Source organism: Gilliamella sp. WF3-4 (genome assembly GCF_001690275.1).
Taxonomy (GTDB): domain Bacteria; phylum Pseudomonadota; class Gammaproteobacteria; order Enterobacterales; family Orbaceae; genus Gilliamella; species Gilliamella apicola_C.
On sequence record NZ_LZGW01000017.1, the window covers coordinates 151,792 to 177,303 of the forward strand.

Below are 25,512 nucleotides of genomic sequence, written 5' to 3' on the forward strand. Positions count from 1 at the left end.
GCCGAAAATGGGGGGTGATACATTGCTTTTAGTTGGCTCGACCAGTTTTTTAGGGATGATTTCGCCTGGGTCTGATTTCTTTTTAGTGTTAAAAACAGCTTAAATTATCGCCGAAAAACAGCGTTATTTACTTGTTTAGATGTGATCACGGCTATTTTGATTCATATTAGCTATTGCGTTGCCGGTCTTGCGGTGCTGATTGGCACCATTCCATTGCTCTATAACACGCTACGCTATACTGGTGCCACTTACCTTATATGGCTTGGCTTTAAAGCATTATTTGCCCATAATGCGACCACTTGCTTAGTTGGCAAACAACCAACCAACTAAGCAGCTAATTTCAGCAAAATTGGCTTTTATGCAAGGTTTTTTATGTAATCTACTTAACCCTAAAGCAACGTTATTTTTTCTGGCAATTTTTACGCAAATGCTTGATGCTGAATCATCAATGATTGATAAACTTATCATTGCATTTATCATTTGGATTGAAGCCTTTTTTTGGTGGCCTTTTGTGGTGTTTGTTTTTCAAAATCAAACAATACAATGGCGTTATTTTAAAATTCAATCTATTTTCGATAAATTATTCGGTAACATTTTAATTACATTAGGCGTAATAGTTGCTTAAAGTTGCTTTCGGACTTTAAGTTACTCTAATGTTATGAACTCATATTTACTTTCAACCACCTGTTTACCTGAAAGGTTTTGACAAAAAGACTTTCTTTTTTGAATATTCGCTCGTTAATTGTTAAACTGATAACAATTATAACTTTTATAATCGATTGCTTTTATTTACCGATTATACATTCACCGGACACTGATTTTTTTATTCGACAGGCTAATTGAAAATGGATAAATTATTACAATATGGTCGAGAAGTTCTTGAACTAGAGTTACAAGAAGCGGAAAAGTTACCTAACCGGCTTGGTAAAGATTTTATTAATGCATGCCAGCTTATCTTAACCACCAAAGGTAAGGTTGTTGTTTCAGGTATTGGAAAATCAGGACATATTGGAAAAAAAATTGCTGCATCGTTAGCAAGCACGGGCAGCCCCGCTTTTTTTATGCATCCTTCGGAAGCATTGCATGGCGATTTAGGCATGGTAACAGCCAATGATGTGGCTATTTTAATCTCTTATTCCGGACGGGCAAAAGAATTTAATATTATTCTGCCTATCCTCGCTGCAATGAATGTACCTGTAATTGCAATTACTGGCGGAGTTGATTCACCATTGGCTAAATCAGCTCAAGCTGTTTTAAATATTTCGATAGAAAAAGAAGCCTGCCCAATGGGATTAGCGCCAACATCAAGCTCAACCAACACATTATTGATGGGTGATGCGCTGGCGATTGCTGTAATGCGAGCTCGAGGTTTTAGAGAAGAAGATTTTGCTCGTTCCCACCCAGCAGGTAGTTTAGGTGCTAAATTACTTAATCATGTCAGAGATGTGATGCGAACAGGCGATCGAATACCTAAAGTTCCACAAACAGCAACGGTTCTTGAGGCTATGCTAGAATTAAGTCGAACAGGTGTAGGTTTAGTTGCAATCTGTCAGAATAATAATAAAATAATTGGAGTATTTACCGATGGCGATTTACGTCGGTTATTATTGAAAAATGGTACATTACAAGATAGTATTTTGGATGTTATGACTAGCCCTGGATACCTTATCCCTGATAATTGGAAAGCGGTTGAAGCATTAAAATCCTTTAATGATCATAATATTACCGCTGCACCAGTCGTTAACAATGAGGGTGAATTAGTCGGTGCTTTAAACATTCATGATTTGCATCAAGCTGGTATTAGCTAAAACTATTAATAAATACCTATTGCCAAAAGGTACTATCTATTGAGATAATTACCGACCTAAATTTTTGTCGTTAGACGGAGATCAAAGAAAAAGTTACACAATTGAATTTTGCATGATTTTTAATCAATTCAAATTGATGTTGTGTTGTATATTTTAACCAAAATTAATAGATGATGAAACTACAATGGCAGAAAAGCGAAATATCTTTCTAATTGGCCCTATGGGGGCAGGAAAAAGCACAATAGGCCGACAAATTGCGCAACAGTTAGGCATGGATTTTTTTGACTCAGATCAAGAGATTGAGAAACGTACTGGAGCCGATATTGCATGGATTTTTGACCTAGAAGGAGAAGAGGGATTCCGTGCCAGAGAAGAGAAAGTCATTAACGAATTGACTGAAAAACAGGGCGTAGTTCTGGCAACTGGTGGTGGTTCTGTCTTATCAAAAGAGACACGCAATCGATTGTCAGCGCGTGGAATTGTTGTTTATCTTGAAACAACCATTGAAAAACAAATGGCAAGAACACAAAAAGATAAACGTCGTCCATTACTGCAAGGCGGTAACACACCTCGTGAGCTTTATGAAGAACTTGCAGGTGAACGTGAACCTCTTTATGAAGAAATTGCCGATATTACCATTAAAACTGATGAACAAAGTGCCAAAGGTGTTGCCAGTTATATTATTGATAAAATAGAACAGATTTAAGCAACTTATTTTGGAAGTAATAGCTATTAATGAAGTAATAAACCTTTTTATAGGTTAAGGAGTAAGTATGCGTGTAGATAAAGATGACCGTTATATTTCAGAGCAACCGAGTAAGGACTCTACGCCTTCACTAAAGTTGCTAAACCTTCTTCAAAATTTTCCAAAGAAAAAGTTAGTTATCTTCGGTTCGATAGCCATTATTTTTCTATTATTGCTTGGCTTGACTATTTTTTACTCTTCTCGCGAAAATGAAGTAACAGCATTAACACCACCTACCGTTAATGATGTTACGGCAACAGAAGAAACTAACAGTTTGATTTCGAATGGACAAAGTGGTGCGGTTGTTAATGGATCTCAAACTGAAAGTTCTGATAATACAGATGATAGTTTAAGCTCAATAGATAATCTAAATTCTGAGGTTAAGGGACACTCTAATACTATTACAACACAAAATAGAAGAACTAACGCTGGTATTTCTAATAATATAAATATTTCACAATCAACTAATACTAAGAAAAATAATAATGATCATGATAAGAAAACAGTTAATCGTAAAGAAGAAAAAACTGATTTAGGAAAAAAAATTAAAATAAGTAATGATCATTATGTTATTCAGCTAAGTGCATCCAAATCAGTTGAGGGTTTGAAAAAATTTATTAAACAAAACAATATAACTAATTACCATATATATAAAACTGAATATAGTTCAGGAACGTGGTTTATTTTAGTAAAAGGTGATTATTCATCAGCTAATGAAGCACGTAAAGCTATTAAATCTTTACCATCAGCACTCTTAAAAGATAAACCATGGGTTAAATCGGGTGCGGTTGTTAATAAAGAAAAAATAGAAAAATAATAAGTAATATCGTTTATTTATCCAATCAACGACAAATAGGAGTATCCGTTGAAGAAGCAACGAGCCTTTTTAAAATGGGCTGGAGGAAAGTATGAGCTTGTGGACACAATCAAACGGTATCTTCCAGAAGGCGATCTATTGATTGAGCCTTTTGTCGGAGCTGGTTCTGTGTTTTTAAATACAAACTACGAAAACTATATTTTAGCGGATATCAATCAAGACTTAATTTCACTATATACCTTGTTACAATCAACTCCAGATCAATTTATTCGTGATCTCAGATTGCTTTTTACTACTCAAAATAATCAACCTGATGCGTTTTATCAGCTTAGAGATGTATTTAATCATAGTAAAGATCGATATTTTAGATCATTATTATTTGTTTATTTAAACCGACATTGTTATAACGGCCTATGTCGTTATAACAATAGTGGATTATTTAATGTGCCATTTGGGCGTTATAAAACCATTTATTTTCCTGAAAAAGAACTTTATTTTTTTGCAGAAAAAGCACAAAAAGCGAAATTTATTTGCGCACCTTATCATGAGGTCATGAAGAAGGCAGAAAGAAATTCGGTTATTTATTGTGATCCGCCCTACATATCCCCAAATCAATCAGTAGGGTTTACAGCTTATTATTCAAATATTTTTGGATTTGAAGAACATAAAAACTTGTCGAAATTGGCTGAAACTATAGCATATAAAAAAAATATACCCGTGCTAGTATCTAATCATTATACTGATTACACAATGACTCTTTATAGCAAAGCAAGCGAGCTTTATCGCGCAGAAATGCGTCGTTCAATTAGCTGTGCAGGTGAGGGTCGTAAAAAAATTGATGAGATTTTAGCGCTCTATAAAAAGTCATAATCAGGCTTGAATATAAAATGAGTTATCATGAGGTAGGTTATGAGAAAATTTATTATTGCTCCATCAATATTGTCAGCTGATTTTGCGCGCCTTGGTGAAGATGCACAAAAGGTCATTGACGCTGGAGCCGATGTTATCCATTTTGATGTTATGGATAACCATTTTGTACCTAATCTAACAATGGGAGCGATGTTTTGTAAAGCACTGCGAGATTATGGCATTAGCGCACCTATTGATGTGCATTTGATGGCATCTCCTGTTGAAGAGCTAATAGTCTCATTTGCTAAAGCTGGTGCTACTAATATCTCTATTCATCCAGAAGCGACGATTCATTTAGATCGTTCATTACAATTAATTAAAGATCATGGTTGTACGGCAGGTATTGTACTAAATCCAGCCACACCACTGGATTATTTAGATTATGTCATGGACAAAATTGATATTATTTTGTTGATGAGCGTTAATCCTGGCTTTGGGGGGCAATCTTTTATTCCCGCAACCTTGAAAAAATTACAACAAGTTAAACAACGTATAATTGCATCAGGATTAAATATTCGTTTAGAAATTGACGGTGGGGTAAAAGTAGAAAATATTGCTGAAATAGCTAAAGCAGGTGCAGATATGTTTGTTGCTGGTTCGGCGATCTTTAATCAGCCTAATTATAAAACAGTTATTGATGCAATGCGTAAGGAGCTAGCAGGAGTTATACATGAATAAACTAGACAATATTCAAGCGATAGCATTCGATTTAGATGGTACATTAGTTGATAGCGTACCAGGGCTAGCATTGGCGACACAAAATATGCTAGCGGAGTTGAATTTACCAACCATCAGCAATGAGCAGATCAAAAATTTCGTTGGTAATGGTATTGATGTCATGCTAGAACGTGTTTTTAAAGCCATTAGTATTGAGCCATCAAAAGAACTATTCGCCAAAGCCAAGATATTATTTAACCAACATTATGATAAAGTCATTGATGCCGAAACTAGGCTGTTTCCGAATGTTAAAGAAACTTTAAAAGTGCTTTATGATAATCATTATCCACTTGCATTAGTGACCAATAAGCCAGCCCAATTTTTACCTGCATTACTAGCGTCACTAGGTATAAAAGAGTTCTTTTCGCTAGTGCTTGGCGGTGGAGATGTGATTAAATTAAAACCACACCCAGCGCCTTTGTATCAAGTAATGGCGAAATTTGGATTGTTTAGCGATCAGTTACTTTTTGTTGGTGATTCGAAAAACGATATCACTGCTGCGCAAAATGCCAACTGCCCAACTGTTGCCTTAAGCTATGGCTATAACTATGGCGTTTCAATTGCTACTAGCAATCCCGATTTTTTATTTGACGATTTTAAAGATATATTAACAATTCTACCTCAGCCAAAAACTGATGCAAAAAAATAATGAGTATAAATTAGGAATAAATTATGAGTAAACCGATTGTATTTAGTGGCGCTCAGCCATCAGGGGAACTAACACTTGGCAACTACTTAGGTGCTTTAAAAAATTGGGTGTCTTTGCAAAACGAATATGATTGCGTTTATTGTATTGTTAATCAGCATGCAATTACCGTACGTCAAGATCCAAACAAATTACGTAAAGCCACATTAGATACACTAGCGCTTTATTTAGCTTGTGGTATCGATCCACAAAAAAGCACTATTTTTGTACAATCGCATGTGCCTGCACATGCAGAGTTAGGCTGGGCTTTAAATTGCTACACCTATTTTGGTGAACTCAGCCGTATGACGCAATTTAAGGATAAGTCATCACGCCATTCAGAAAATATCAATGCAGGGCTATTTGATTATCCTGTGCTTATGGCTGCTGATATTTTACTCTATCAAGCAAACTTAGTTCCTGTTGGTGATGATCAAAAACAGCATCTTGAACTATGCCGTGATATTGCTATGCGTTTTAATGCGCTTTATGGTGATATTTTTACTGTTCCTGAACCTTTTATTGCCAAGGTTGGTGCGCGCGTTATGTCATTGCAGGAGCCGGCTAAGAAAATGTCTAAATCAGATGAAAACCGTAATAATGTGATTGGGTTACTCGAAAATCCAAAAGACATTGAGAAGAAAATTAAACGTGCGATGACTGATTCTGATGAACCACCTGTAGTACGCTATGATCTTAAAAATAAAGCTGGTGTTTCAAATCTACTTGATATTTTAACTGGTGTGACAGGTAAACCTATTGCCGAGCTTGAAAAAGAGTTTGAAGGTAAAATGTATGGTCACCTCAAAACAGAAGTTGCAACGCAAGTCATTGACATGCTAACTACCTTGCAAGCTAAATATCGTGAGTATCGTGACGATGAGCATTATCTATTTTCAATCATGCAAGATGGGGCTGAGAAAGCACGTTCAAAAGCCGAGCCAACGTTGAAAAAAGTCTATGATGCAATCGGGTTTGTATAATTGCAAAATCAATAACAGATTGCGACTAAAAAATGAATGATATGCAATGGCTTTAATATACTAAGTAAATGGATAATGGTTAAAGCCATCTAAATATATAGGCTAGTTATGAAGATTATTATTCTTGGTGCAGGACAAACAGGTAGTGCACTTGCGGAATATCTTGTTACCGAAAAACAAAACGATGTTACTGTGGTGGATGAAGATCATGATAGATTGCAATCGCTACAAGAGCGTTTTGATTTACAGGTAATTTGTGGAAAATCATCCTATCCTCAGGTATTAGAAAGTGCTGGCGCTGAATCGGCCGATATGCTTGTTGCTGTAACTAACTCTGATGAAGTCAATATGATGGCCTGCCAAATTGGTCATGTCTTATTTAGTATTCCACAAAAAGTGGCTCGCATTAGAGCGCCTGAATATAATGATGAAAATTATCCTTTTTTCAATAAAGACTGTATTAATATCGATCATATTATTGCCCCAGAAAATCTTATCACTAATCATATAAGTCAATTAGTTCAATACCCTGGCTCATTGCAATTTGCTTCTTTTTATGATAACCGAGTGTGTCTAGTGGCGGTAACGGCTTATTATGGCGGTGCTTTAGTTGGCAGTGAATTATCCGAGCTCAAAGAACATTTACCTCATGTTGAAGCGCGAGTGGTTGCTATTTATCGTAAAAACCGCTTTATTCGTCCGCTTGGCTCAACCTTGGTTGAAGCGGGAGATATGGTGTATTTTATTACGCCACCAGTTAATATCAAAGCTGTAACCAGTGAACTACAACGATTAGAAAAACCTTATAAGCGAATCATTATTAGTGGTGGTGGTAGTGTTGCTGTCGCTTTAGCAAAGCGTTTGGAAAATGATTACCAAGTCAAGTTAATTGAACGCAATGCTGAGCGAGCCGAACTCATTGCCGAGCAACTGGTTAATACCACAGTGTTGCATGGTGAGTCATCCGATCAAGAATTACTTTCACAAGAGCAAGTCGAACTTACCGATCTTTTTATTGCAGTCACTGGTGACGATGAATCCAATATCATGTCATCTATGCTTGCCAAAAGAATGGGCGCAAAAAAAGTGATCGTACTAATTCAACGCCAAGCCTACCTTGAATTGATTAATGATAGTGTGATTGATATCGCAATATCGCCACAACATGCCACCATTTCAGAACTATTAAGTCATGTAAGACAAACTGGTATGGTTAAAGTCGTTTCGCTAAGGCAAGGCGAATCTGAAATTGTCGAAGTGGTTGCCAAAGGCAATAATGATACATCAAGACTGGTGGGTAAAAATATTAATGGCTTAAAACTACCTTCAGGCGCAACAATTGGAGCTGTTGTTCGTGGTGAAGATGTGATTATTATTAATACTGATTTGATGATAGAAGATAATGATCATCTAATCATCTTTTTGCCAGATAGAAAGGCAATAACAGATATTGAAAAGTTATTACAATAGCTTGTTAAAAACTGATAGTCAGTTCATAATGAATGAGTAAATTTTGACTCGGGGTGTTTTTTGTTTTGACAAAAAACTGAGATTTTACCCGTTGAACCTGATCTGGATCATGCCAGCGTAGGGAAGTCTAAGCCGTCTTAGTTTTAATTTGGCAAATTCTTCCCAATATTTTAGTTCTAAAATAACAGGGAATAAATATGTTAGACAATAAGCCATTTCAATTAGTACAAGCAACGCCTTTTATCCATCATGTAAAACAACAAAACCCATTAGTGCATTGTATTACAAATGATGTCGTGCAAAATTTTACCGCAAATGTGTTACTCGCTATTGGCGCATCACCAGCAATGATTATTGCCAAGCAAGAGGTGGAATCATTTGTCGCCATTGCGGATAGTTTATTGATTAATATTGGCACCATTAACAGTAGCACAGCCAAAAGTATGTTATTAGCAACAACCCAAGCTTTGCAAACACAAACTCCATGGGTACTTGATCCTGTCGCTGTGGGGGGGGCGCTTGATTATCGAACTGAAATTGTACGTCAATTACTATCATTAAAGCCAACAGTCATACGCGGTAATGCATCAGAAATATTAGTACTAAATGGTGAAAATGGAGCATCGAAAGGACCTGATGGTCAAAACTCAACGACATCTGCTGTACATGCAGCCAAAGCACTTGCACAAAAATATCAAACGATTGTTGCAATGACGGGGGATATTGATTATATCACTAACGGCAACATCTTATATAGCATTACTGGTGGGGATATTGCTTTAACAAAAGTAACAGGAACAGGCTGTGCACTATCTGCTATGGTAGCTGCTTTTATTGCCAATTCACCAGATCCTTTATCAGCTACCGCCTCAGCTTGTTTTATGATGAAAAAAGCAGGTCAACGTGCCAATAAACAGCAAGGATTAGGTACCTTTGCGGTATCATTACTAGATCAACTATCTCTATTTAATTCATTACATCAATAAGGGACAAGATGAAAAAGCAATTAGATTTAACGCTTTATTTGATCCTTGATCCATTATTATGTGGTGGTATTAGTGGCATGGTAAATACCACAAAAGTTGCTGTTTCTAATGGGGCAACTGCAGTACAGTTAAGATCTGAACATAAGTTTAGCGGTAAAGATTGGTATTATGCCGCATTAGCATTGAAAGAAGCGCTGAATGAAACGCCCGTACCACTGTTTATTAATGATCATGTCGATATTGCTTTAGCCGTTGATGCCGATGGTGTACATATTGGACAAAGTGATCTTCCTGTTGATGTTACTCGTCAATTAATTGGCAGAGATAAATGGTTAGGATTTTCGATCGCTAATCGACGGCAACTTGATAGCGTTCCATGGCATAAGGTTGATTATATTGGTATTGGTCCTATCTTTCCAACAGCAACGAAAAAAGGTGCAGCAGTAGCACTGGGAACCGAACAATTAATTGAACTAATAGAACTAAAGCAATGTCCTGCTGTAGCTATTGGCGGTATTGATGAAAATAATGTGACTAACGTTATTCAAACAGGTATCGACGGCGTTGCTGTGGTTTCAGCTATTTGTGGTAAACAAGATATTGAGCAAGCGACGTTATCGCTCATTACTCAAATCAAGAAGGCTAAATAGGGTATACATTATGACAACAATTGCATTAACCATTGCTGGGTCAGATCCCAGCGGTGGCGCAGGAATTCAAGCCGATTTAAAAACTTTTTCGGCACTCGGGGCTTATGGCATGTCAGTTATCACTGCATTAACGGCACAAAGCACACGAGGGGTTGATGCGGTATTAGCTATTACCCCTGAATTTGTTGCAGCTCAATTCAATACGCTATATCAAGATATTCAGATTAATAGTGTAAAAATGGGAATGCTAATGAATAAAGAGATAGTTATAGCTGTTCACCACCTTCTTAGCACAAATTCTATTCCTGCTATCGTCTTAGATACTGTAATGATAGCTAAAGGAGGACATCCCTTGCTCAAATCTGATGCCATAACTGCTATTCGTGAGTTATTATTACCCTTAGCAACCATTGTTACTCCTAATATTCCTGAAGCAGCAGCACTACTTGATTGTGGTGAGGCCAAAAACGAAGATGATATGCAAAAGCAAGGGGATGAATTACTCAAATTGGGTTGCAAAGCGGTTTTAATGAAAGGCGGGCATTTGTTAGGTAGTCAAAGCCCTGATTATTTGATAACCGAAGATAATGTAATAAGAATAACTTCTCCACGAATTCAAACTAAAAATACTCACGGAACAGGTTGCACACTATCTGCAGCAATTACCGCATTATTACCCAAATATAATTTAGTAGAAGCCGTAATGCAGGCTAAAAATTATTTGCAAGGAGCCATTAGCCATGCTGATAATTTAAATATTGGTAACGGAATTGGCCCAACACACCATTTTTACCGTTGGTGGTGATAGCACAATAAATAGTCTAAAAGGGATTTAAGTTGTCAGCTATTACATATAACAACAAATCCCATATTTCAACTAATGCAAATCTTTTGCTTCACTTGTGCTACAGGTAAGTGTTCCTTTTTTTCCTTGTTCATCTTCAAAATAATCAGCCCAACAACTTTTCATTGATAAATCAATTTTTTTTATTAGCTCAATTCTACTGCCATTATAAGAGCAACTAACATAATAAGGTTCAACATCAGCTTTAAAATCGACTTCCCATATTAACTCATGTTTCTTACCTTCAACTAATCCTTTTGCTGGTTTTAAACTGACCTTTCTAGAAGGTTTACCGTGATAAACAATCATGCTACTAAACGATACCGTTAAACTATTTATATCATCAGAAACCTCCCATCCATTAGGCCTGTTTTCAACTTTTTCTTTAACCTTGATGTTTTGTGGACAATCAATTTGATAGGCATTAACAAAAAAAACCGCTCCAAACCAAGCTATAATAGCTAGAGTAACACTCAATATTTTCCTTTTCATATTATCTATCCTTCTAACAATTACCTATTAATAAAAAGATAAAAGCATTCTAAGATTTCAAAAAATCATGCTAATATCTTAAATAAAAACAATTATAATTATTTATAAGTCATTAAGCTATTTTCACCATGTTATCTAAATTAAACGAGTTTTTTATTATTTCTGTTTTGGAGTAAGTTTTTAGCAAGGTAGCATGACGGAGATATCGCCAAAAAAGCCCTATACCATAAAATAAGACTCATCACTATCATACAAAACTCAAACTAAAAATATCCACGATACGGATTGTACACACTTTACCAAAAGTGCAGTATTATTTCCCCAATGTAGCAATCTAGAAGAAGCCATAAAACATTTGCAAGGGGCAATTAATTTAACCATTGGCAAACGTATTGAGCCTACACATTATTTTTATCAATGATGGTAACAAATAAATGATTAGCATTAAGTTGATTTAAGACGTTTTATATAATTCTATGAAAAGTATTATTAGAACATTAAAACTTAAATTAAAATAATGTATTGAAAAAATAAACTAGGGTTTAAAATTTTAGTGGGATTTGAGTTATCGGCTATTACATATAACAATACATATAACAACAAATCCCATATTTCAACTAATGCAAGTCCTTTGCCTCACTTGTGCTACAGGTAAGTGTCCCTCTTTTTCCTTGCTCATCTTCAAAATAGTCAGCCCAGCAACTTTTCATTGATGAATCAATTTTTTTTATTAGCTCAATTCTGCTTGTACTGTAAGCGCAACTAACATAATAAGGTTCAACATCTGTGTGGTAATTAACTTCCCATATTAACTCATGTTTTTTACCAGCAACCGTTCCTTTTGCTGGTTTTAAAGCACCCATTCTAGAAGGGTTATCGTAATAAACAATCATGCTATGAAAAGAGCTACTCAGGCTATCTTTATCAGAAACCTCCCATCCATCAGGCCTGTTTTCAACTTCTTCTTTAACTTTGATGTTTTGTGGGCAATCAATCTGATAAGCATTAACAAAAAAAACCGCACTAAACCAAGCCATAATAGCCACAGTAACACTCAATATTTTACCTTTCATAGTCTATATCCTTTTCACAATAGCTTATTAATAAATAGATAAACGCATTCTAGCATTTTCCAAAATATGCTGATACTTTAAACAAATTTTTTGTTATTTCTTTTTTTAAGGTAAAATTTCAGCAAGGTAGCATAACAAAGATGCCTAAGAAACCTAGTGCTATCAAATATAGAGATAGTCAGTTCGCAGTTCCAACAAACTCATAATCAGCCTCATTAATCGCAGTGATAGCGGCTTCTTGCGTAATGGAACTATTTTCGATAGCAACTTGGCGCTTAGTTAAATCAACGGTCACTTTTGCGTTTGGGTCAATGTCATTAATCGCTTTTGTTATCATTTTCACACAATGCTGGCAATTCATATTATCGACTATCAATTTCATAAAAATCTCTCTATTCCTAATGTTATTTAATAAACAACCAAACAAAATACCTATTTATAACACTAATTTTATTTGATTACATTTAGTTTTTTTCATAAAGATGATAATATTTACTTCCTTTTTACACTTATAACAAAATATTATGATGAAAAAAATAAAATATTCTTTATTGTGGATTTGCAGTTTAATCCTTGTTGGCTGTTCTGAACCTAGTTCTATCGAGCGTTGGATTGACAACCCTACTGCTAACGAAATAAAAGTCACTATTGATGGTAAAGAATTAACTATTCCAGCCAAATCGGGTGTTAATTATACATTTGAATACGGCAAACATACCTTATCGTATAATAATGATGACTTCAATTTTGTTGTAAAACCGGCTCAATTTGGAAAATTAGGTCTTATTAACCCAACACAAAGTAACTATTATTTATACACAGTCATCTATTCAACGTCTGAGTTGAATGATGAAGAATACGAAAAGATTTTAAGAGAAAAAAGAGAAATCAATAACATTCCAGCCATTATTGATGGTAAAGCGCAAGAAATAGAATTGCCAGCAAAATTAATCAATGATGTATTTATTGAACACAGCCAATATCATTGGGATTATTCTTATGATCAACCTTTTCCAAAAGAAATAACCCAAGACCTAAAATTGAAGAAAAACCAATCTTATCAAGAACGTTTTAGAAAATTATATCGTGAAAGCGACTTTATTGAATTCTTAAAAGAAGATGAAAAAGAAGACATTAGCTTCCCTTACAATCCTAAAAAGTTCAGTGAGATAAGCCAATATGTTATTCCTAAGATTGACTTAAATAACATAAAATGCGAAGCAGGTCGTCAATATATGGAAAGCCTATTAAATGACTGGAATCACCTTATGACATTAAAAGGTAGTGATTTTAAAAAACCATACGACAATTTGGCATCAAATGATGCAATGGCTAAAAGTTATCGCTCAAAAGAAAAATGTACAGAAGAAAACGATCCTGAGAAAAGTTACAGTAAAGAATTGGGGAAATTCGTTGATGCTCTTCGAGATACTCGCGATGTTAACTTTTATGTGATCAAATAATAGTCCTTGATCATTTTCAAAAAATCGAAAAAGAGGTTGCGAAATAACCTCTTTTAAAAAGAGTAAAATCATTTTAAACGGTTTTATGCCTCGAGAGCTTACAGACAAGTGTTCTTCCTATTTTTATCTCAAGGATAAAAGGCTAAAATTTTACTTTTTATGTTGTTTTATTAATTAAAATTCTTCACGCCTACTATTTACATCTTATAAAAAAATAACTATGATACGCACCATTATTAACTGCAAAGGAGAATTGATTATGATTTGTTTAACTAACCTTTGCAGGCTTATCGCAAAATAATTAAGTAGTAACACTTCTCATTTTTACTTCAATTCATTTTGCTGATCTTAGCCTGCCAATATAACCTATACCCAATACTTAAAGATAATTTTGCTTTACATTGTTAAAGTAAGCGTTGTTTTGGATTAACAATAATTAACTGTTGTGATCAAATCAATGTTAAGTGCAAAGCTGAATTTTATATGTATTATTTTAATTTATAACGTTTTTTACATGTAATTTATTCAAAAAATTTGTCTTTATACATCATCAGGGTATAACAATAATATTGATTAATATGGATTGATATATGGACAATTCTATACAGGTGCTATCTGACAAAGCATCATATATTGCATCAAAAAACACATGGATTGAAGGCGTGGCTATTGAACAGCTACTGGCAACCGCTAATTTGCCGAATATGGTTAAAGTTGTGGGCATGCCAGATCTTCATCCGGGAAAAGGCTACCCTATTGGCGCTGCTTATTTAAGCCGTGAAATCATCTACCCAACTTTAATTGGCAGTGATATTGGTTGTGGTATGGGTTTTTGGCAAACTGAAATCAATATAGCTAAATTGAGTATTGATAAATTGGAACGGCAAATTGGTAATATTGATCAGTCAAATACTCATCATAAATACAATCTTGGTACAATTGGTGGTGGTAACCATTTTGCTGAATTACAAAAGGTCAGTAAAATTTGTGATGAGTCGTTATTTAATGATTACCAACTCAATGCTAAGAAGTTGTTTTTATTAGTGCACAGTGGTTCAAGAGGATTAGGTCATGCGATTTTACAAAATCAATTATCGCGTTTTGGTAATCAAGGTTTACTTGAAAACAGTCCTGAAGCATTAGACTATCTAGCTAAGCACGATAACGCAATAGCATTTGCTAGATTAAATCGTCAAGTTGTCGCTGAAAGATTAATGGCAAACCTAAATACACAAGGGGTTGAAGTGCTAAATGGTTGTCATAATTTTCTCGAAAAAGTCATGTTGAGTGGTCAGACGTATTGGTTGCATCGTAAAGGCGCCTCTTCAGCAACAGATGAATTAGTGATTGTACCCGGATCGCGTGGGGATTATAGTTATTTAGTTAAGCCAATACAGCATGAAAATCTTCTTATGTCATTAGCCCATGGTGCGGGGCGTAAATGGCGTCGGGCCGACTGTAAAGGCAAGTTAGATAACCGCTATTCAATGCAAGAACTTAAACGAACCAAATTGGGGAGCCGTGTCATTTGTGAAGATAGCAGCTTAATTTTTGAAGAGGCGCCACAAGCTTATAAATCAATTGAGAGTGTAATTGAATCGATGCAACAAGCAAACATTGTTAAAGTGATCGCACAACTTACTCCAATATTGAATTATAAAACACAAGGAGGTCATTAATGGCATTGCTCTTTTTTTCATCTGCCAAAGGGCCTGCTGAATGCACTTTAGCTGTTGCGAAAGCCGTAACGCAATTTCTAAATGAAGCAAGTAAATTATCAGTAACAACCGAAATAGTCGAAAGCGTATTGGGCGATAAGCCCAATACTTTCCGTTCAGTGCTTATTTCAATTGAAGGCTTACAGTGTGATCAATTAATACAGCGTTGGCTTGGAACCGTACAATGGATTTGCCAAAGCCCATATCGACCAGCACATAAACGTAAAAATTGGTTTATAGGCATTACCTGCTTACAAAACCCTTCACAAATAATGGATAGTACTATTGAATTTACGACGATGAAATCATCGGGCGCTGGTGGCCAGCATGTCAACAAAACCGAATCTGCCGTTCGTGCAACACATATCGCAACGGGTATTAGTGTCAAAGTACAGACCGAACGAAGCCAACATGCCAATAAGCGATTAGCGAAATTATTATTGGTGCATAAACTTGCTGAATATGAAAATAATTTACATCAGCAGAATAAAACTATACGCCAGCAATTTCATTACTCAGTACCAAGAGGTAACAGTAGTTTAGTTTTTTATGGCAAAGGATTTCATGAAAAATAGAGTAACCATATTATGTAGATAACATATTTATTATCTACATAAATCAATATTTATCATAGAGTAAAGATAGGGTCGCTACAACATTCTCACATAGTCTTTCCACCTTATCGTTATATAATGCCATTTTGTACAAGGATGGTGTATTTAACTATAGCAAAAAAGCAGACGTATAATTTATCCTCTGTTATAATCGCTTTCTTTTTGAACTTAATGCTATGTTTTGAAGTACATTTTAGAATTATTTTAAATCGCCTTAATTTTATCGATTTTTTTTAGCACAAATAGCAAAAAAAGAATATGTTAATATTTAAGGTTAAAAATTAATAGTTAATCGGCTATTTATTGAAAGGAATTAATGACCATGATACTTGATAATAATCAAAAATTAGGACTTTTTTGTCTTACATTATTTTCTGTTTTTTTCATTATTTTAATGCAAGTTCATTTAATGCCTGCAGTGATTGCAGGTTTATTAACTTATACCTTAACTCAGAAATTAGATGATTTCTTATCGCGAAAAATGATGCGCTTTAGCCATCGATCAAAATTAGTTTCGGTATTAGTCCTAACGACTCTGATTATTGGTATTTTTATTGGTGGTTTTTGGTATTTATTTGCTTGGTTTGTTGACATGGCTAAGCATCCTACCGAAACGTTAACAAATATGAAATTAGTGGTAAACAATGTAATAAATAGTCTTCCACCGAGTATTACTCATTATTTGCCAGATGATTTAGATGAAGTTAAATCCACGATAATGGTTTATCTTAAAGATCATATATTCTACCTACAATCTATCATTAAAAAAGTATTTCACGATTTAATCATATTAATTGTGGGAATGATTATTGGGTTAATTCTTGGTTATAAAGAAAATCAACGTAACGTTGATGACAACAAAGTTGTACAAAGACCACTAACTAAAGCCTTAAAAGCAAGTTTAAACCGATTAGTTGTCGTATTCCAGTATGTTGCTATGTCACAAGTTGTGATTGCATTATTTAATACAATAATGACGTCTATTTTGTTATTTATTATTCTGCCTGTGTTTGGTATTCATTTACCGTTTAGCAAAAGTTTAGTCTTAGCCACATTTGTTTTTGGACTTATTCCAATTATTGGAAACTTAATTGTTAACGCATTAATCTTTGTTGTTGCATTTACAGTATCATTCACTGTTGCGATGGCGATTATTGTTTATTTAATTTTAATTCATAAAATGGAATATGTACTTAATGCCAAAATAGTTGGAACAAAAATTCATGCAGGCATCTGTGAATTATTAATTGCGATGTTATTTTTAGAAACACTTTTTGGTGTGATTGGTTTAATCTTTGCACCTATTTTTTATGCATTTATAAAACTATCGTTAAAAGAGTTGGAAATTATTTAATTTAAATATAATCAATATGTTGCATATTAGCGGTGATTTCATTTACGTAGACAACTATTTACAATAAATCTATTACTGGGTAATCATATCTCGAATATTACCCAGCATGAATATGCTAACGAATGCCGTATTAATATTCGCATAGAGATATAACGGATATAGTTTGCCTTTCCCAAAAATAATATAGTGAAGAGTCGGCAATGCTTCATGATAAAAATAAAAGAGGATTTGAATACAAGAAAAGACAAAACAAGAAAAAACAAGTTAATTGTATCCATAAATGAAAAGAAGCCGTTCATTACCAAAGAATAATTAACTATAACGCCTAACAACCCAATAAGGCACATAAATCATATTTGCTTCCTATTGAATACATGTAGCGTAATTTTCTATACCAAGTGTGAACTCATTATGGCGTATTTATGTGCTAATTTTTAATTTTATCAGTTTGAGCAATAGCTAAACACAAAATGGCTCTATATTTTTGAGTCGTATCGGAATGTAAATTTACCCATACAGTAAAATCAGGAAACTAAAAGTAATACTCTATATGCTAGCTAGTTTATTACTTTTGATTCCTGACTAAATTGATAATTTTATTGATTCGAATTATCGGCCTTTTTAGGTAATAAAGTGAAAATTTTTGGATTTTTACCTAATAATTGTGTAGCTAAATGGTTCGTATCTTGTAATGTAATGGCTTCAATGAGATTGGCTGGCATATTTAACTCATCAAAGTGACTGCCATCAGCCGCAGTTTGTGCCATTGCGGTTAACCAATAAGTAGAACTGGCCTTTTTTTCTTGGTAATTAAGTAACCATGATTTCTTTGCTTGCTGTAACTCATCTAAAGTCACGCCATTACGCGCTACAGATTGAATTACCTCATCAGCCAACACCGTTATAGCATGGGCTTTGTCAGGGGCAGTCGTAAAGTTTAGCCTCGCTAAATAATAGGAAGTCGGATATTTGATCAGTTGCTGCGAAAAAATAATGGTATAGACGCCAGAGGCCTGCTCTCTAACATAATAACGTAATCTTAAATTAATAATATAGTCAATCAGTTCAAGATTAAGTTGATCACGTAGCTGCCATGGTTTTTGCGCTGAGTAAAGTATACTAACCATCGATTTATCGCTACTAGCCATAGGGTATGTTTTTTGCATTGATTGATGAATTGGTATGATACCGTTATCTATCCATCCGTCTTTTTTATCAGTAGTAGGTAGACCCGCAAACCAATATTCAACTAATGGTTTAATTTCATCAATATTAAAACGTCCAGAAATAATAATATTGGCCGATGGTGATAAAGCAAATGCACGTAAATAGTTTTGCTTCAGTTGATCTGCTGAAAAATCCCTCCAAGCACCATCAGGTGAAACTAACAAACGATCACCATGATTAAAGGCATTTTGATTGATTAAGTCTAAAAACTGCCTTTCAACGGGTTGTTTGGAATAAGCTAAGCTTAATTGTTGTTTGGTTTGGGCTAATTGTTGGGGGGCAAAATTAGCGGCGGTTAATTTCAAATAAAATAATTTAAATAATGATGCTAATTGATCATTCGGTGCCTTTCCGCGTAAACCATGATAAAGCAGTTCGGCATAAGGGGAAACACTAACTTGGTGTTGCCGACTAAATTGGTTTAATTTTGCTGAAGTATACGTTCCATAACCACTATCTTCCGCCAATCTTTGTGACCAACGCATAATACCTAATTGTTGATCGCTATCAAGAGATAATCCCCCAGGGATCTGTAATAACATTTCAACATCACCTGATAAAGTATTATCAGGGCGTGCAATAACTCGAAGCCCATTGCTTAATTGCCATTCATATGCATTGATTTCACTAATATTGTGGGTTGCTGTAATTTTTCCTTGTAATGCAGGCTTGATATCAAGGTTAACTTCTTCTTTCTTAAATGGAAACTTTCCTAACTGAGTTTGCCTAATCGTTTGCCATAATTGTTTGATTTGCTCGGCGTTAACCGAATTTTGATCACTATCTGGACCAATAACTGCAATCCGTAAATTAGCGCTGTTTAGTCGCTCACCCACTATTTTTTGCAGATCGCTTGCATTAAGTGTTTTTAATATTTGTGTTGTTTGAGTTAATTGTTGTGTTTTATTTTGTATAGGCAAACTATTTGTAATATTGTTAACTAATTGATTAGCTAAATAATCATTTTGATAGTTAATTTCATTTTCTGCCTGTTGTTTTAATTTTGTTAAAATTTGGTTTTTAACTTGTTGCAATTCTATTTCTAATACAGGGCTGGTTGACATACGTTGTACTTCGGAAAACAGATGCCTCATTGTCTCTAAATACTGTTGATCTTTTGGCTGTGCAAAAAGAAGGTATTGCATACGTTTGTTATCAAATAAAATACCTTGTTGATTAATTTGAGCGCTAGGCAATATTTGATTTTCTACTAACAATGATAGCCGATGATTAAGTAACGTTAGCCAGACTAAATCAAAAATATCTTCTTTTATTCCTTGAGGTGTATTTAAAGCTGTGGGTAAATCACGTTGTAATGCGATTTGTATTAGTCGTTGCCCTTGTTCGCGATCAAGGATAACTTTAACTAGTGGCTCGTTTTGTGGTGAAAAAGCTCTTAATTGTGGAATATCAACTGGTGCATCACCTCGTGAACGCTGACCAAAAAGTGTATTAATCCATTGTTTAGCTGATTTAGTATCAAAATTTCCTACTGCAACTAAGCTCATTCTTTGTGGCTGATACCAATTGTTATAGAACGTTTTTGCTTCCTGAACGGGCGCGTTTTTTATGATATCTAACGAACCAATTGGGGCTCGATTAGCGTATAAACTTCCATGATAACGTAGTTCATCTAAGAGGGTATTAATGCGGTAAGCCACGCCTTGCCGTAAGCGCCACTCTTCAATGATAACATCGCGTTCACTTTCATAATCTTGTTGTTCAAATGAAATATGATAAGCCCAATCCGATAATACGGTTAATCCTTTTTCTAATTGTAGAGCTTCACTAGTAGGTAACGATAAGCGATATACCGTTGAATTAAAGCTGGTGGCGGCATTAATGTGAGTTCCCAAATGGATTCCATATTCTTCTAGCGATTTAAAACTAGATTTATTAGGAAAATTTTTTGTCCCCTTAAATGCCATGTGTTCAACAAAGTGAGCTAAGCCTAGTTGATTTTCATTTTCTTGCAATGAGCCACTGTGCACAATTAATCTTAACTCTAATCCTGCTTTTGAGCGAGGTTGTAGATAGACAGTTAACCCGTTGTCTAATTGATAAGTTTCTATCGTAGGATCGGATTCAATTAGCGTATTTGACCAGCATAAATGGGGAAAACTAAGCAATAGGGAAAAGAAAATATAGTATAAAAAATTTTTTAACATCGAATTTAAACCTTAGATATAAACACAGTCTCAAACTCGGCATTTTGCTGTGCCAATTTTTGTATTGGTGAAATAGCCGTATCATCTAAATTGATGACTTGTTTAACATGATTTTGTATTGGTTGATGAGAAATAAAGATCATCGCGCTTTCTGGTAATTTTTTCTGTAATAGCGAAATAAGTTGATAGACACTTGGTAAATCCAGTGCCGAAGTTACTTCATCTAACAAGATTAGTTCGGGTTTGTTAAGCAACACCCTAGCAAACATTAAACGTTGTTGTTCACCACCTGATAAACGGTTCCCCCAATCACTTTCGGTTTCTAGCTCATGACTCAATTTATCTAGCCCAACTAATGATAATGTTTCAAGCAACTTTTGTTGTGTAAAGTTTTTTGAGCAAGCAGGGTAAGCCAATAAATTATCCAACCTATCGTAACTAAGGCGTATTTTTTGTGGGATCCACAGATAATTATCTGTACGTTGAATAATACCTTGATAATTTGTCCAAAAACCACTAATGGTTTTTAATAGTGTTGATTTACCTATACCCGAACGTCCTTGAACCAATAACGTATCGCCTTTAGTTAACTGGATATGAGTCGATAATAGGACTTGCTGATTATCTGCACTTTTTAATATTACCTGCGCATCAAGTAGCGTATCATTATGGGTAGTTTGAGTAATTGTATTTTCAGGTAATTCATCTAAAAGCCGAACGAAATGATAAAGCCTTGTTACTGTCGCTTGCCAAATTGCAATATCTCGATATGCATAAATAAACCAACTTAATGCCGAGGAAACCTGCATAAATGCTTGTCGAATTTGCATCAAGCCACCTAAATTAATTAAGCCAGCAATAAAAGCAGGTAATGCAAAAAAAATCGGCGCTAAAGAAGATACTTGTTGGTAACCTACACTAAAAAATGAAAGATTTCTTTCATAATTCATCAAATTTTGCCAATTATGAATAATGGTTGTAAATTTGTTTTTTAACCTAGTCGTTTCTTGTTTTTCACCATGTTGGCCAGCGATTGCTTCGCTAGATTGGTAACAATGAATCAATGTCGCTCGGTAATTAGCTTCGCTTTGCTGTTTTTCGATATTAATTTTATGTAAAGGTTTACCTATAGCATGAGTACAAATAATTCCTAATAATGTATAGATAGCACAAGCAAAAACCATATAACCAGGGATATGAATATCTATCGATAGTAAGGTAAAGGAAATAGCACCAGATAGTGTCCATAAAATGGCAGTAAAGGAGATTAATGTCATAAACGAACGCAAAAATGAAAGTAATAAATCTAGTGATTGTTTAATCAGTAAATTGATATCTTCAGCAATACGTTGATCGGGGTTATCAAGTTCAACTTGTTTTATTTTAAGATGATAGTGATGAGAATGTTTGGATAACCATTGCTTAGTTATTTTTTCTGTCATATGGTAACGCCAAATTATTAATAGCTTCTTTTGTAAATAATCAGCGTACACAACGACCAAAATCATCATAATAATAAGAATAATAAAATCGCCCAATAAACGATAAAGATTTTGCTCGTTTAAAGCTTGTAGTGCATTATAAAAATCTCCATTCCATTGGTTTAATTTAACATTAAACCATACAGTAGATAAACTTAAAGCGATAACACTAAGTAATAATAACCAAGCCATTTTTGATGCTGAAGAACACCAAAATGGCTTTACTAAATATAAGAATTGTTTAATTTTTTGCATTTTTATGCGGCAGTAAAATTTATATTATTGCGAAAAAAGTATAACGTTTTATGTAAATTAGAAGTCATAACCAACTTGAATCCAAAATTGGCGACCAGGAGCATAAGCATTGACAATTCTGTCATTACCTGCCGCATCAGCACCATAAACATAACGATCGGTAACATTTTTTTTATTTAAAATATTATTAATTTCTACAGAAAAATTAGCACCTTTAGCAAAAGTTGGCGCCCAACCGAGTTTAGCATCCCAACGAAGCGTACTGGCAAAGCGTTCTTTTTCGTATTTTGCCATTTTATCCCCCGTATTTGGATCGATGTGATATTGGTTACTATAACGAACCGCTTGATTTCGCGGGCTTTGCCATTGTAGTAAGTTGTAAAACGTTAAATCATAGTCTGGAATTTTGCTTGTCAGTTCGAAATTGATCTTAACGGGAATATTAAAATCGGTTGCAGGTAAATCAGATGCTTTAATTATTCTACCGTTATACCAAACTTTATCATGGCGAACATTATTTGCGGGATCATAATGCGCATAACCTAGCTCTTTAGGTGTATTGCTTTCACTTTTTTGCCACGAGATTGAAGCCGATGCAGTATGTTCAGCGTGATAAAATTCGATAGGTAGTCTATTTTTTACCACTAATGACAAAGTATCATGCGTACTGCGCCCAGAGTTATCAAAGGTTCGAATGTTTGATCGACCATTATCATATTTAGGGCGACTGCGAACTTCATCATAACTTTCACGATGTACATATTGTAATTGCCATAGACTGTTTTTTACAACCTGCTCAAAACCTAAACTAATTTCATCATTATAAGGTGTAGAAAGCGAATTAAGCCCTTCAAAATCAGTTGAGCTTATCCAATCTTCATCAACTTGTCCTGGTGTACAAAAGTAATAGCAGTTCTTTAATCCCGCATTTTGTGCACCATATAAAGCATAAGCCATCATAGTACGGCCATAATAGCGGTTGATTCCAGCAGTTAATACAGTATTACCGTTACCAAAGGTGTCTAAACTTGTCACAAATCTTGGTGCTAGGTTGACGTCTTTAATAAAATTATCATAATCAATACGTATTCCAGGACGGACTGTTAAGCGACCGTATTTGATCGTGTCATCGGTAAAGAATGCGTAATTATCGTAACTTGCTTGATAATGGCCAGCTTGGAAAACCGAAGCATGATCGGCATAAGAGAGCCAAGGGAGGGCGTCCCATGTGCCAGTATAGGTGTAACGATAAAAATCTTCATTTCGAATATAACGCGCTTTGGTTTTTGCTAGTTCGAATCCGATAGAGGGTTCATGCGTGGTATCCAACCAAGAAATTGGTTTAAAATCAAGTTTTGTCTTTAATCCCCAATTATCTTGTTTAGTGGTTAAATTACCAACGCCTCCCGAATGATATTGCACGGGGTTACGCCAATCAGAATAATCAACCAATGTAATAAAATAGTTTTGATCGTTGGTTCTTTTATCTTCTAGCTTTTGATAACTTGTTGTCAAATCTAATTTGGCAAAATCAAACTCATGCAGTAATTGCAAGGCCATACTTAAGCCATTATGCTTAGTATTGTAACCAGAATTAGCAACGGTTGCGGCAAATGAGTAATTGTTATATTGTGAATAATTGGTAGAAAAATTTACTGATGTTTGGTTTGTTGCATACCAAGTAAATTTAGATGAATAGTTATTTGAAACACGTGTTTGGTTTTTCATACCGCCGTTTTTTCGAATTTCAATCAGATCTTCACCATCTAATAATAATGATGGACCTTGATAAGAGACAGAAGAGATATCAGATTCTCTTCTTGATGCGGCAAACATTACACCTAAATCGTCAGTAAGACCTGTTTCAAACCAACCGCCAAAACTTTGTTTACTGTACTTAGGTTGAAATCGACTCGGATGACTGGCATCATTGGCGGAACTATCAAATTTAATCGCTGGATCGACATGAGTTTTATTCCATGAAGATTGGGTTTTACGATAAAAAATATTACCATTAGTTTCATGATTCCAACGACGGCTAATTACATCTACAACACCACCTGTAAATCCACCATATTCAACGGGGATATTATTGTCATATAATTTAATTTCATTAATTAAGCGGCTATCAATATAAAGACCTTGTTCATCGCTATCAACACGCGTATTGGTTATGCCTAATCCTGGATCGACTGGATCGACATCATTATTAAAGCTTACACCATCTAATTGATAATTATTTTGATAGCTGGTATTGCCATGAATCGAGATATCGGCAGGCTTAATTTCACCTTGCGTCATGCCGTTGTTACTGCTATTCGACATTTGTATCGCAGGCAAAGTTTTCAATACATCCGTGATATTACCATCGCCCGTATTTGATTGATTGATTTTATTTGAATCAATTGCTTGAGAGGTTGATAATTTAGCTGAGGGCGCTGTTACAATAATGACGTCATCGTCTTTTTTGTCATCTTCGCTTTTTTCAGCTATCTGTTGGTCGATCTGATTTGGGCTGGATAATGCTGTTGGGTTATAACTAATTAAAAACAGGGGTAAAGCCGATACTACTACTTTTTTCATACAAAAACGATCCTTGGGAAATACAGACAAATATAATAGTAATAGATTTATTGCCAATTTATATTTAATAATGATATTTATTATCATTAAAGCAAAATATTTATATTTGTCAACTAAAAGAGTTAATTTGTAGTTCGTTCTATCTGATTAAGGCTTACTTTAAAAATATCAAAAAAACGCCAAGTATTAGAAAAAGCCACCCAAGAAAAGTATTGAACTATGATAGTTAAGTTGGCTAATGCCAAAGTTATTTTTTTATACATTACCCATTGTGCTCTTTGGTCAATTTACAGATAAAGTTACGGGATATGCTTGGAAAAACTTATTGATTCGGTTAATTTATCTCGTGGAAATTTATGATTTTCTATCAAGTTTGAGCATTCAACAGATAAGATCTTGCCCTTTTGGGAAGAAATTTCCCTAGATTTAATTATTTTAGGCTTGTGTTGGTGGATTAATATCCCAACTTA

General features: G+C 34.7%; 21 protein-coding genes, 1 pseudogene and 1 riboswitch. Of the genes and pseudogenes, 16 read left to right on the forward strand and 6 right to left on the reverse strand.

The annotated features are described in order from the left end of the window. The first annotated feature begins 7 nt into the window (after positions 1–7). The 12 genes and pseudogenes from A9G47_RS14855 (at position 8) to thiD (ending at position 10,575) form a co-directional block, all read left to right on the forward strand. Positions 8–625: pseudogene (locus tag A9G47_RS14855) on the forward strand (LysE family transporter). Between the two features lie 220 nt (positions 626–845). Continuing rightward, entirely contained in the window at positions 846–1,808 is a 963-nt protein-coding gene (gene gutQ, locus A9G47_RS04055; RefSeq protein ID WP_065642230.1) for an arabinose-5-phosphate isomerase GutQ, read from the forward strand. Between the two features lie 184 nt (positions 1,809–1,992). Next, positions 1,993–2,514 (forward strand): shikimate kinase AroK, encoded by a 522-nt coding sequence (aroK, locus tag A9G47_RS04060; protein WP_065567873.1) that lies wholly within the window; start codon positions 1,993–1,995, stop codon positions 2,512–2,514. 67 nt (positions 2,515–2,581) lie between these two features. Next, the gene (locus A9G47_RS04065; RefSeq protein ID WP_065642231.1) at positions 2,582–3,370 is read left to right on the forward strand and encodes an SPOR domain-containing protein; all 789 of its coding nucleotides are present in this window, start codon (positions 2,582–2,584) and stop codon (positions 3,368–3,370) included. 48 nt (positions 3,371–3,418) lie between these two features. After that, positions 3,419–4,240, forward strand: coding sequence for a Dam family site-specific DNA-(adenine-N6)-methyltransferase (locus A9G47_RS04070; RefSeq protein ID WP_065567875.1), 822 nt, complete (start codon positions 3,419–3,421; stop codon positions 4,238–4,240). Positions 4,241–4,279: 39 nt separating this feature from the next. Continuing rightward, complete coding sequence (rpe, locus tag A9G47_RS04075; RefSeq protein ID WP_065567876.1) at positions 4,280–4,957, forward strand: ribulose-phosphate 3-epimerase; 678 nt, start codon at positions 4,280–4,282, stop codon at positions 4,955–4,957. After that, a complete protein-coding gene (locus tag A9G47_RS04080; protein WP_065580713.1) occupies positions 4,950–5,645 on the forward strand; it encodes a phosphoglycolate phosphatase in 696 nt (231 codons plus the stop codon). Before rpe ends, A9G47_RS04080 begins: the two co-directional genes overlap by 8 nt. A 23-nt stretch (positions 5,646–5,668) precedes the next feature. Beyond that, the gene (trpS, locus tag A9G47_RS04085) at positions 5,669–6,664 is read left to right on the forward strand and encodes a tryptophan--tRNA ligase (protein ID WP_065580712.1); all 996 of its coding nucleotides are present in this window, start codon (positions 5,669–5,671) and stop codon (positions 6,662–6,664) included. A 108-nt stretch (positions 6,665–6,772) separates the two neighbouring features. Then, positions 6,773–8,134, forward strand: coding sequence for a Trk system potassium transporter TrkA (gene trkA, locus A9G47_RS04090; protein ID WP_065567879.1), 1,362 nt, complete (start codon positions 6,773–6,775; stop codon positions 8,132–8,134). A gap of 39 nt (positions 8,135–8,173) precedes the next feature. After that, positions 8,174–8,275: riboswitch (TPP riboswitch) on the forward strand. Between the two features lie 56 nt (positions 8,276–8,331). Next, positions 8,332–9,120 carry a hydroxyethylthiazole kinase gene (gene thiM / locus A9G47_RS04095; RefSeq protein WP_065642232.1) on the forward strand — a complete coding sequence of 263 codons (789 nt, stop codon included), beginning with the start codon at positions 8,332–8,334 and terminating at the stop codon, positions 9,118–9,120. Positions 9,121–9,128: 8 nt separating this feature from the next. Further along, positions 9,129–9,770, forward strand: a complete 642-nt coding sequence (gene thiE / locus A9G47_RS04100) for a thiamine phosphate synthase (protein WP_065642233.1) — start codon at positions 9,129–9,131, stop codon at positions 9,768–9,770. Between the two features lie 10 nt (positions 9,771–9,780). Further along, entirely contained in the window at positions 9,781–10,575 is a 795-nt protein-coding gene (gene thiD, locus A9G47_RS04105; RefSeq protein WP_065642234.1) for a bifunctional hydroxymethylpyrimidine kinase/phosphomethylpyrimidine kinase, read from the forward strand. Between the two features lie 72 nt (positions 10,576–10,647). Here the strand turns inward: thiD and A9G47_RS04110 are convergent, their stop codons facing one another. The 3 genes from A9G47_RS04110 to A9G47_RS04120 all read right to left on the reverse strand — a co-directional run bounded on the left by A9G47_RS04110 (position 10,648) and on the right by A9G47_RS04120 (position 12,561). Then, positions 10,648–11,106, reverse strand: coding sequence for an STY0301 family protein (locus A9G47_RS04110; protein WP_065642235.1), 459 nt, complete (start codon positions 11,104–11,106; stop codon positions 10,648–10,650). Positions 11,107–11,723: 617 nt separating this feature from the next. Continuing rightward, complete coding sequence (locus A9G47_RS04115) at positions 11,724–12,179, reverse strand: STY0301 family protein (RefSeq protein WP_065580526.1); 456 nt, start codon at positions 12,177–12,179, stop codon at positions 11,724–11,726. Between the two features lie 178 nt (positions 12,180–12,357). Beyond that, positions 12,358–12,561, reverse strand: a complete 204-nt coding sequence (locus A9G47_RS04120; protein WP_065642236.1) for a heavy-metal-associated domain-containing protein — start codon at positions 12,559–12,561, stop codon at positions 12,358–12,360. Positions 12,562–12,703: 142 nt separating this feature from the next. Here A9G47_RS04120 and A9G47_RS04125 point away from each other — a divergent pair, with 142 nt between their 5' ends. From A9G47_RS04125 to A9G47_RS04140, 4 genes are all read left to right on the forward strand, one after another. Further along, complete coding sequence (locus A9G47_RS04125; RefSeq protein WP_065567886.1) at positions 12,704–13,642, forward strand: hypothetical protein; 939 nt, start codon at positions 12,704–12,706, stop codon at positions 13,640–13,642. A gap of 590 nt (positions 13,643–14,232) precedes the next feature. Then, a complete protein-coding gene (locus A9G47_RS04130; protein ID WP_065580528.1) occupies positions 14,233–15,321 on the forward strand; it encodes an RNA ligase RtcB family protein in 1,089 nt (362 codons plus the stop codon). Then, positions 15,321–15,935 carry a peptide chain release factor H gene (gene prfH, locus A9G47_RS04135; protein ID WP_065642237.1) on the forward strand — a complete coding sequence of 205 codons (615 nt, stop codon included), beginning with the start codon at positions 15,321–15,323 and terminating at the stop codon, positions 15,933–15,935. The genes A9G47_RS04130 and prfH overlap by 1 nt, the downstream gene beginning before the upstream one ends. Positions 15,936–16,290: 355 nt before the next feature. After that, positions 16,291–17,328 (forward strand): AI-2E family transporter, encoded by a 1,038-nt coding sequence (locus tag A9G47_RS04140; protein WP_081303525.1) that lies wholly within the window; start codon positions 16,291–16,293, stop codon positions 17,326–17,328. A 596-nt stretch (positions 17,329–17,924) separates the two neighbouring features. Here A9G47_RS04140 and A9G47_RS04145 read toward each other — a convergent pair. From A9G47_RS04145 to A9G47_RS04155, 3 genes are read right to left on the reverse strand one after another with little or no spacing between them, the layout of a single operon-like run. After that, complete coding sequence (locus tag A9G47_RS04145; RefSeq protein WP_065642238.1) at positions 17,925–20,723, reverse strand: M16 family metallopeptidase; 2,799 nt, start codon at positions 20,721–20,723, stop codon at positions 17,925–17,927. 5 nt (positions 20,724–20,728) lie between these two features. Further along, a complete protein-coding gene (locus tag A9G47_RS04150) occupies positions 20,729–22,459 on the reverse strand; it encodes an ABC transporter ATP-binding protein/permease (protein ID WP_065642239.1) in 1,731 nt (576 codons plus the stop codon). Positions 22,460–22,516: 57 nt separating this feature from the next. After that, positions 22,517–25,042 carry a TonB-dependent receptor plug domain-containing protein gene (locus tag A9G47_RS04155; protein ID WP_081303526.1) on the reverse strand — a complete coding sequence of 842 codons (2,526 nt, stop codon included), beginning with the start codon at positions 25,040–25,042 and terminating at the stop codon, positions 22,517–22,519. Between the last annotated feature and the right edge of the window lie 470 nt (positions 25,043–25,512).

Coding starts and splice junctions, on each gene's coding strand:
- A9G47_RS04145 (WP_065642238.1), bottom strand. CDS start 20,723: ATGTTAAAAAATTTTTTATACTATATTTTCTTTTCCCTATTGCTTAGT.
- A9G47_RS04150 (WP_065642239.1), bottom strand. CDS start 22,459: ATGCAAAAAATTAAACAATTCTTATATTTAGTAAAGCCATTTTGGTGT.
- thiE (WP_065642233.1), top strand. CDS start 9,129: ATGAAAAAGCAATTAGATTTAACGCTTTATTTGATCCTTGATCCATTA.
- A9G47_RS04065 (WP_065642231.1), top strand. CDS start 2,582: ATGCGTGTAGATAAAGATGACCGTTATATTTCAGAGCAACCGAGTAAG.
- gutQ (WP_065642230.1), top strand. CDS start 846: ATGGATAAATTATTACAATATGGTCGAGAAGTTCTTGAACTAGAGTTA.
- trkA (WP_065567879.1), top strand. CDS start 6,773: ATGAAGATTATTATTCTTGGTGCAGGACAAACAGGTAGTGCACTTGCG.
- aroK (WP_065567873.1), top strand. CDS start 1,993: ATGGCAGAAAAGCGAAATATCTTTCTAATTGGCCCTATGGGGGCAGGA.
- thiM (WP_065642232.1), top strand. CDS start 8,332: ATGTTAGACAATAAGCCATTTCAATTAGTACAAGCAACGCCTTTTATC.
- trpS (WP_065580712.1), top strand. CDS start 5,669: ATGAGTAAACCGATTGTATTTAGTGGCGCTCAGCCATCAGGGGAACTA.
- thiD (WP_065642234.1), top strand. CDS start 9,781: ATGACAACAATTGCATTAACCATTGCTGGGTCAGATCCCAGCGGTGGC.
- A9G47_RS04110 (WP_065642235.1), bottom strand. CDS start 11,106: ATGAAAAGGAAAATATTGAGTGTTACTCTAGCTATTATAGCTTGGTTT.
- A9G47_RS04080 (WP_065580713.1), top strand. CDS start 4,950: ATGAATAAACTAGACAATATTCAAGCGATAGCATTCGATTTAGATGGT.
- A9G47_RS04120 (WP_065642236.1), bottom strand. CDS start 12,561: ATGAAATTGATAGTCGATAATATGAATTGCCAGCATTGTGTGAAAATG.
- rpe (WP_065567876.1), top strand. CDS start 4,280: ATGAGAAAATTTATTATTGCTCCATCAATATTGTCAGCTGATTTTGCG.
- A9G47_RS04125 (WP_065567886.1), top strand. CDS start 12,704: ATGATGAAAAAAATAAAATATTCTTTATTGTGGATTTGCAGTTTAATC.
- prfH (WP_065642237.1), top strand. CDS start 15,321: ATGGCATTGCTCTTTTTTTCATCTGCCAAAGGGCCTGCTGAATGCACT.
- A9G47_RS04140 (WP_081303525.1), top strand. CDS start 16,291: ATGACCATGATACTTGATAATAATCAAAAATTAGGACTTTTTTGTCTT.
- A9G47_RS04155 (WP_081303526.1), bottom strand. CDS start 25,042: ATGAAAAAAGTAGTAGTATCGGCTTTACCCCTGTTTTTAATTAGTTAT.
- A9G47_RS04115 (WP_065580526.1), bottom strand. CDS start 12,179: ATGAAAGGTAAAATATTGAGTGTTACTGTGGCTATTATGGCTTGGTTT.
- A9G47_RS04130 (WP_065580528.1), top strand. CDS start 14,233: ATGGACAATTCTATACAGGTGCTATCTGACAAAGCATCATATATTGCA.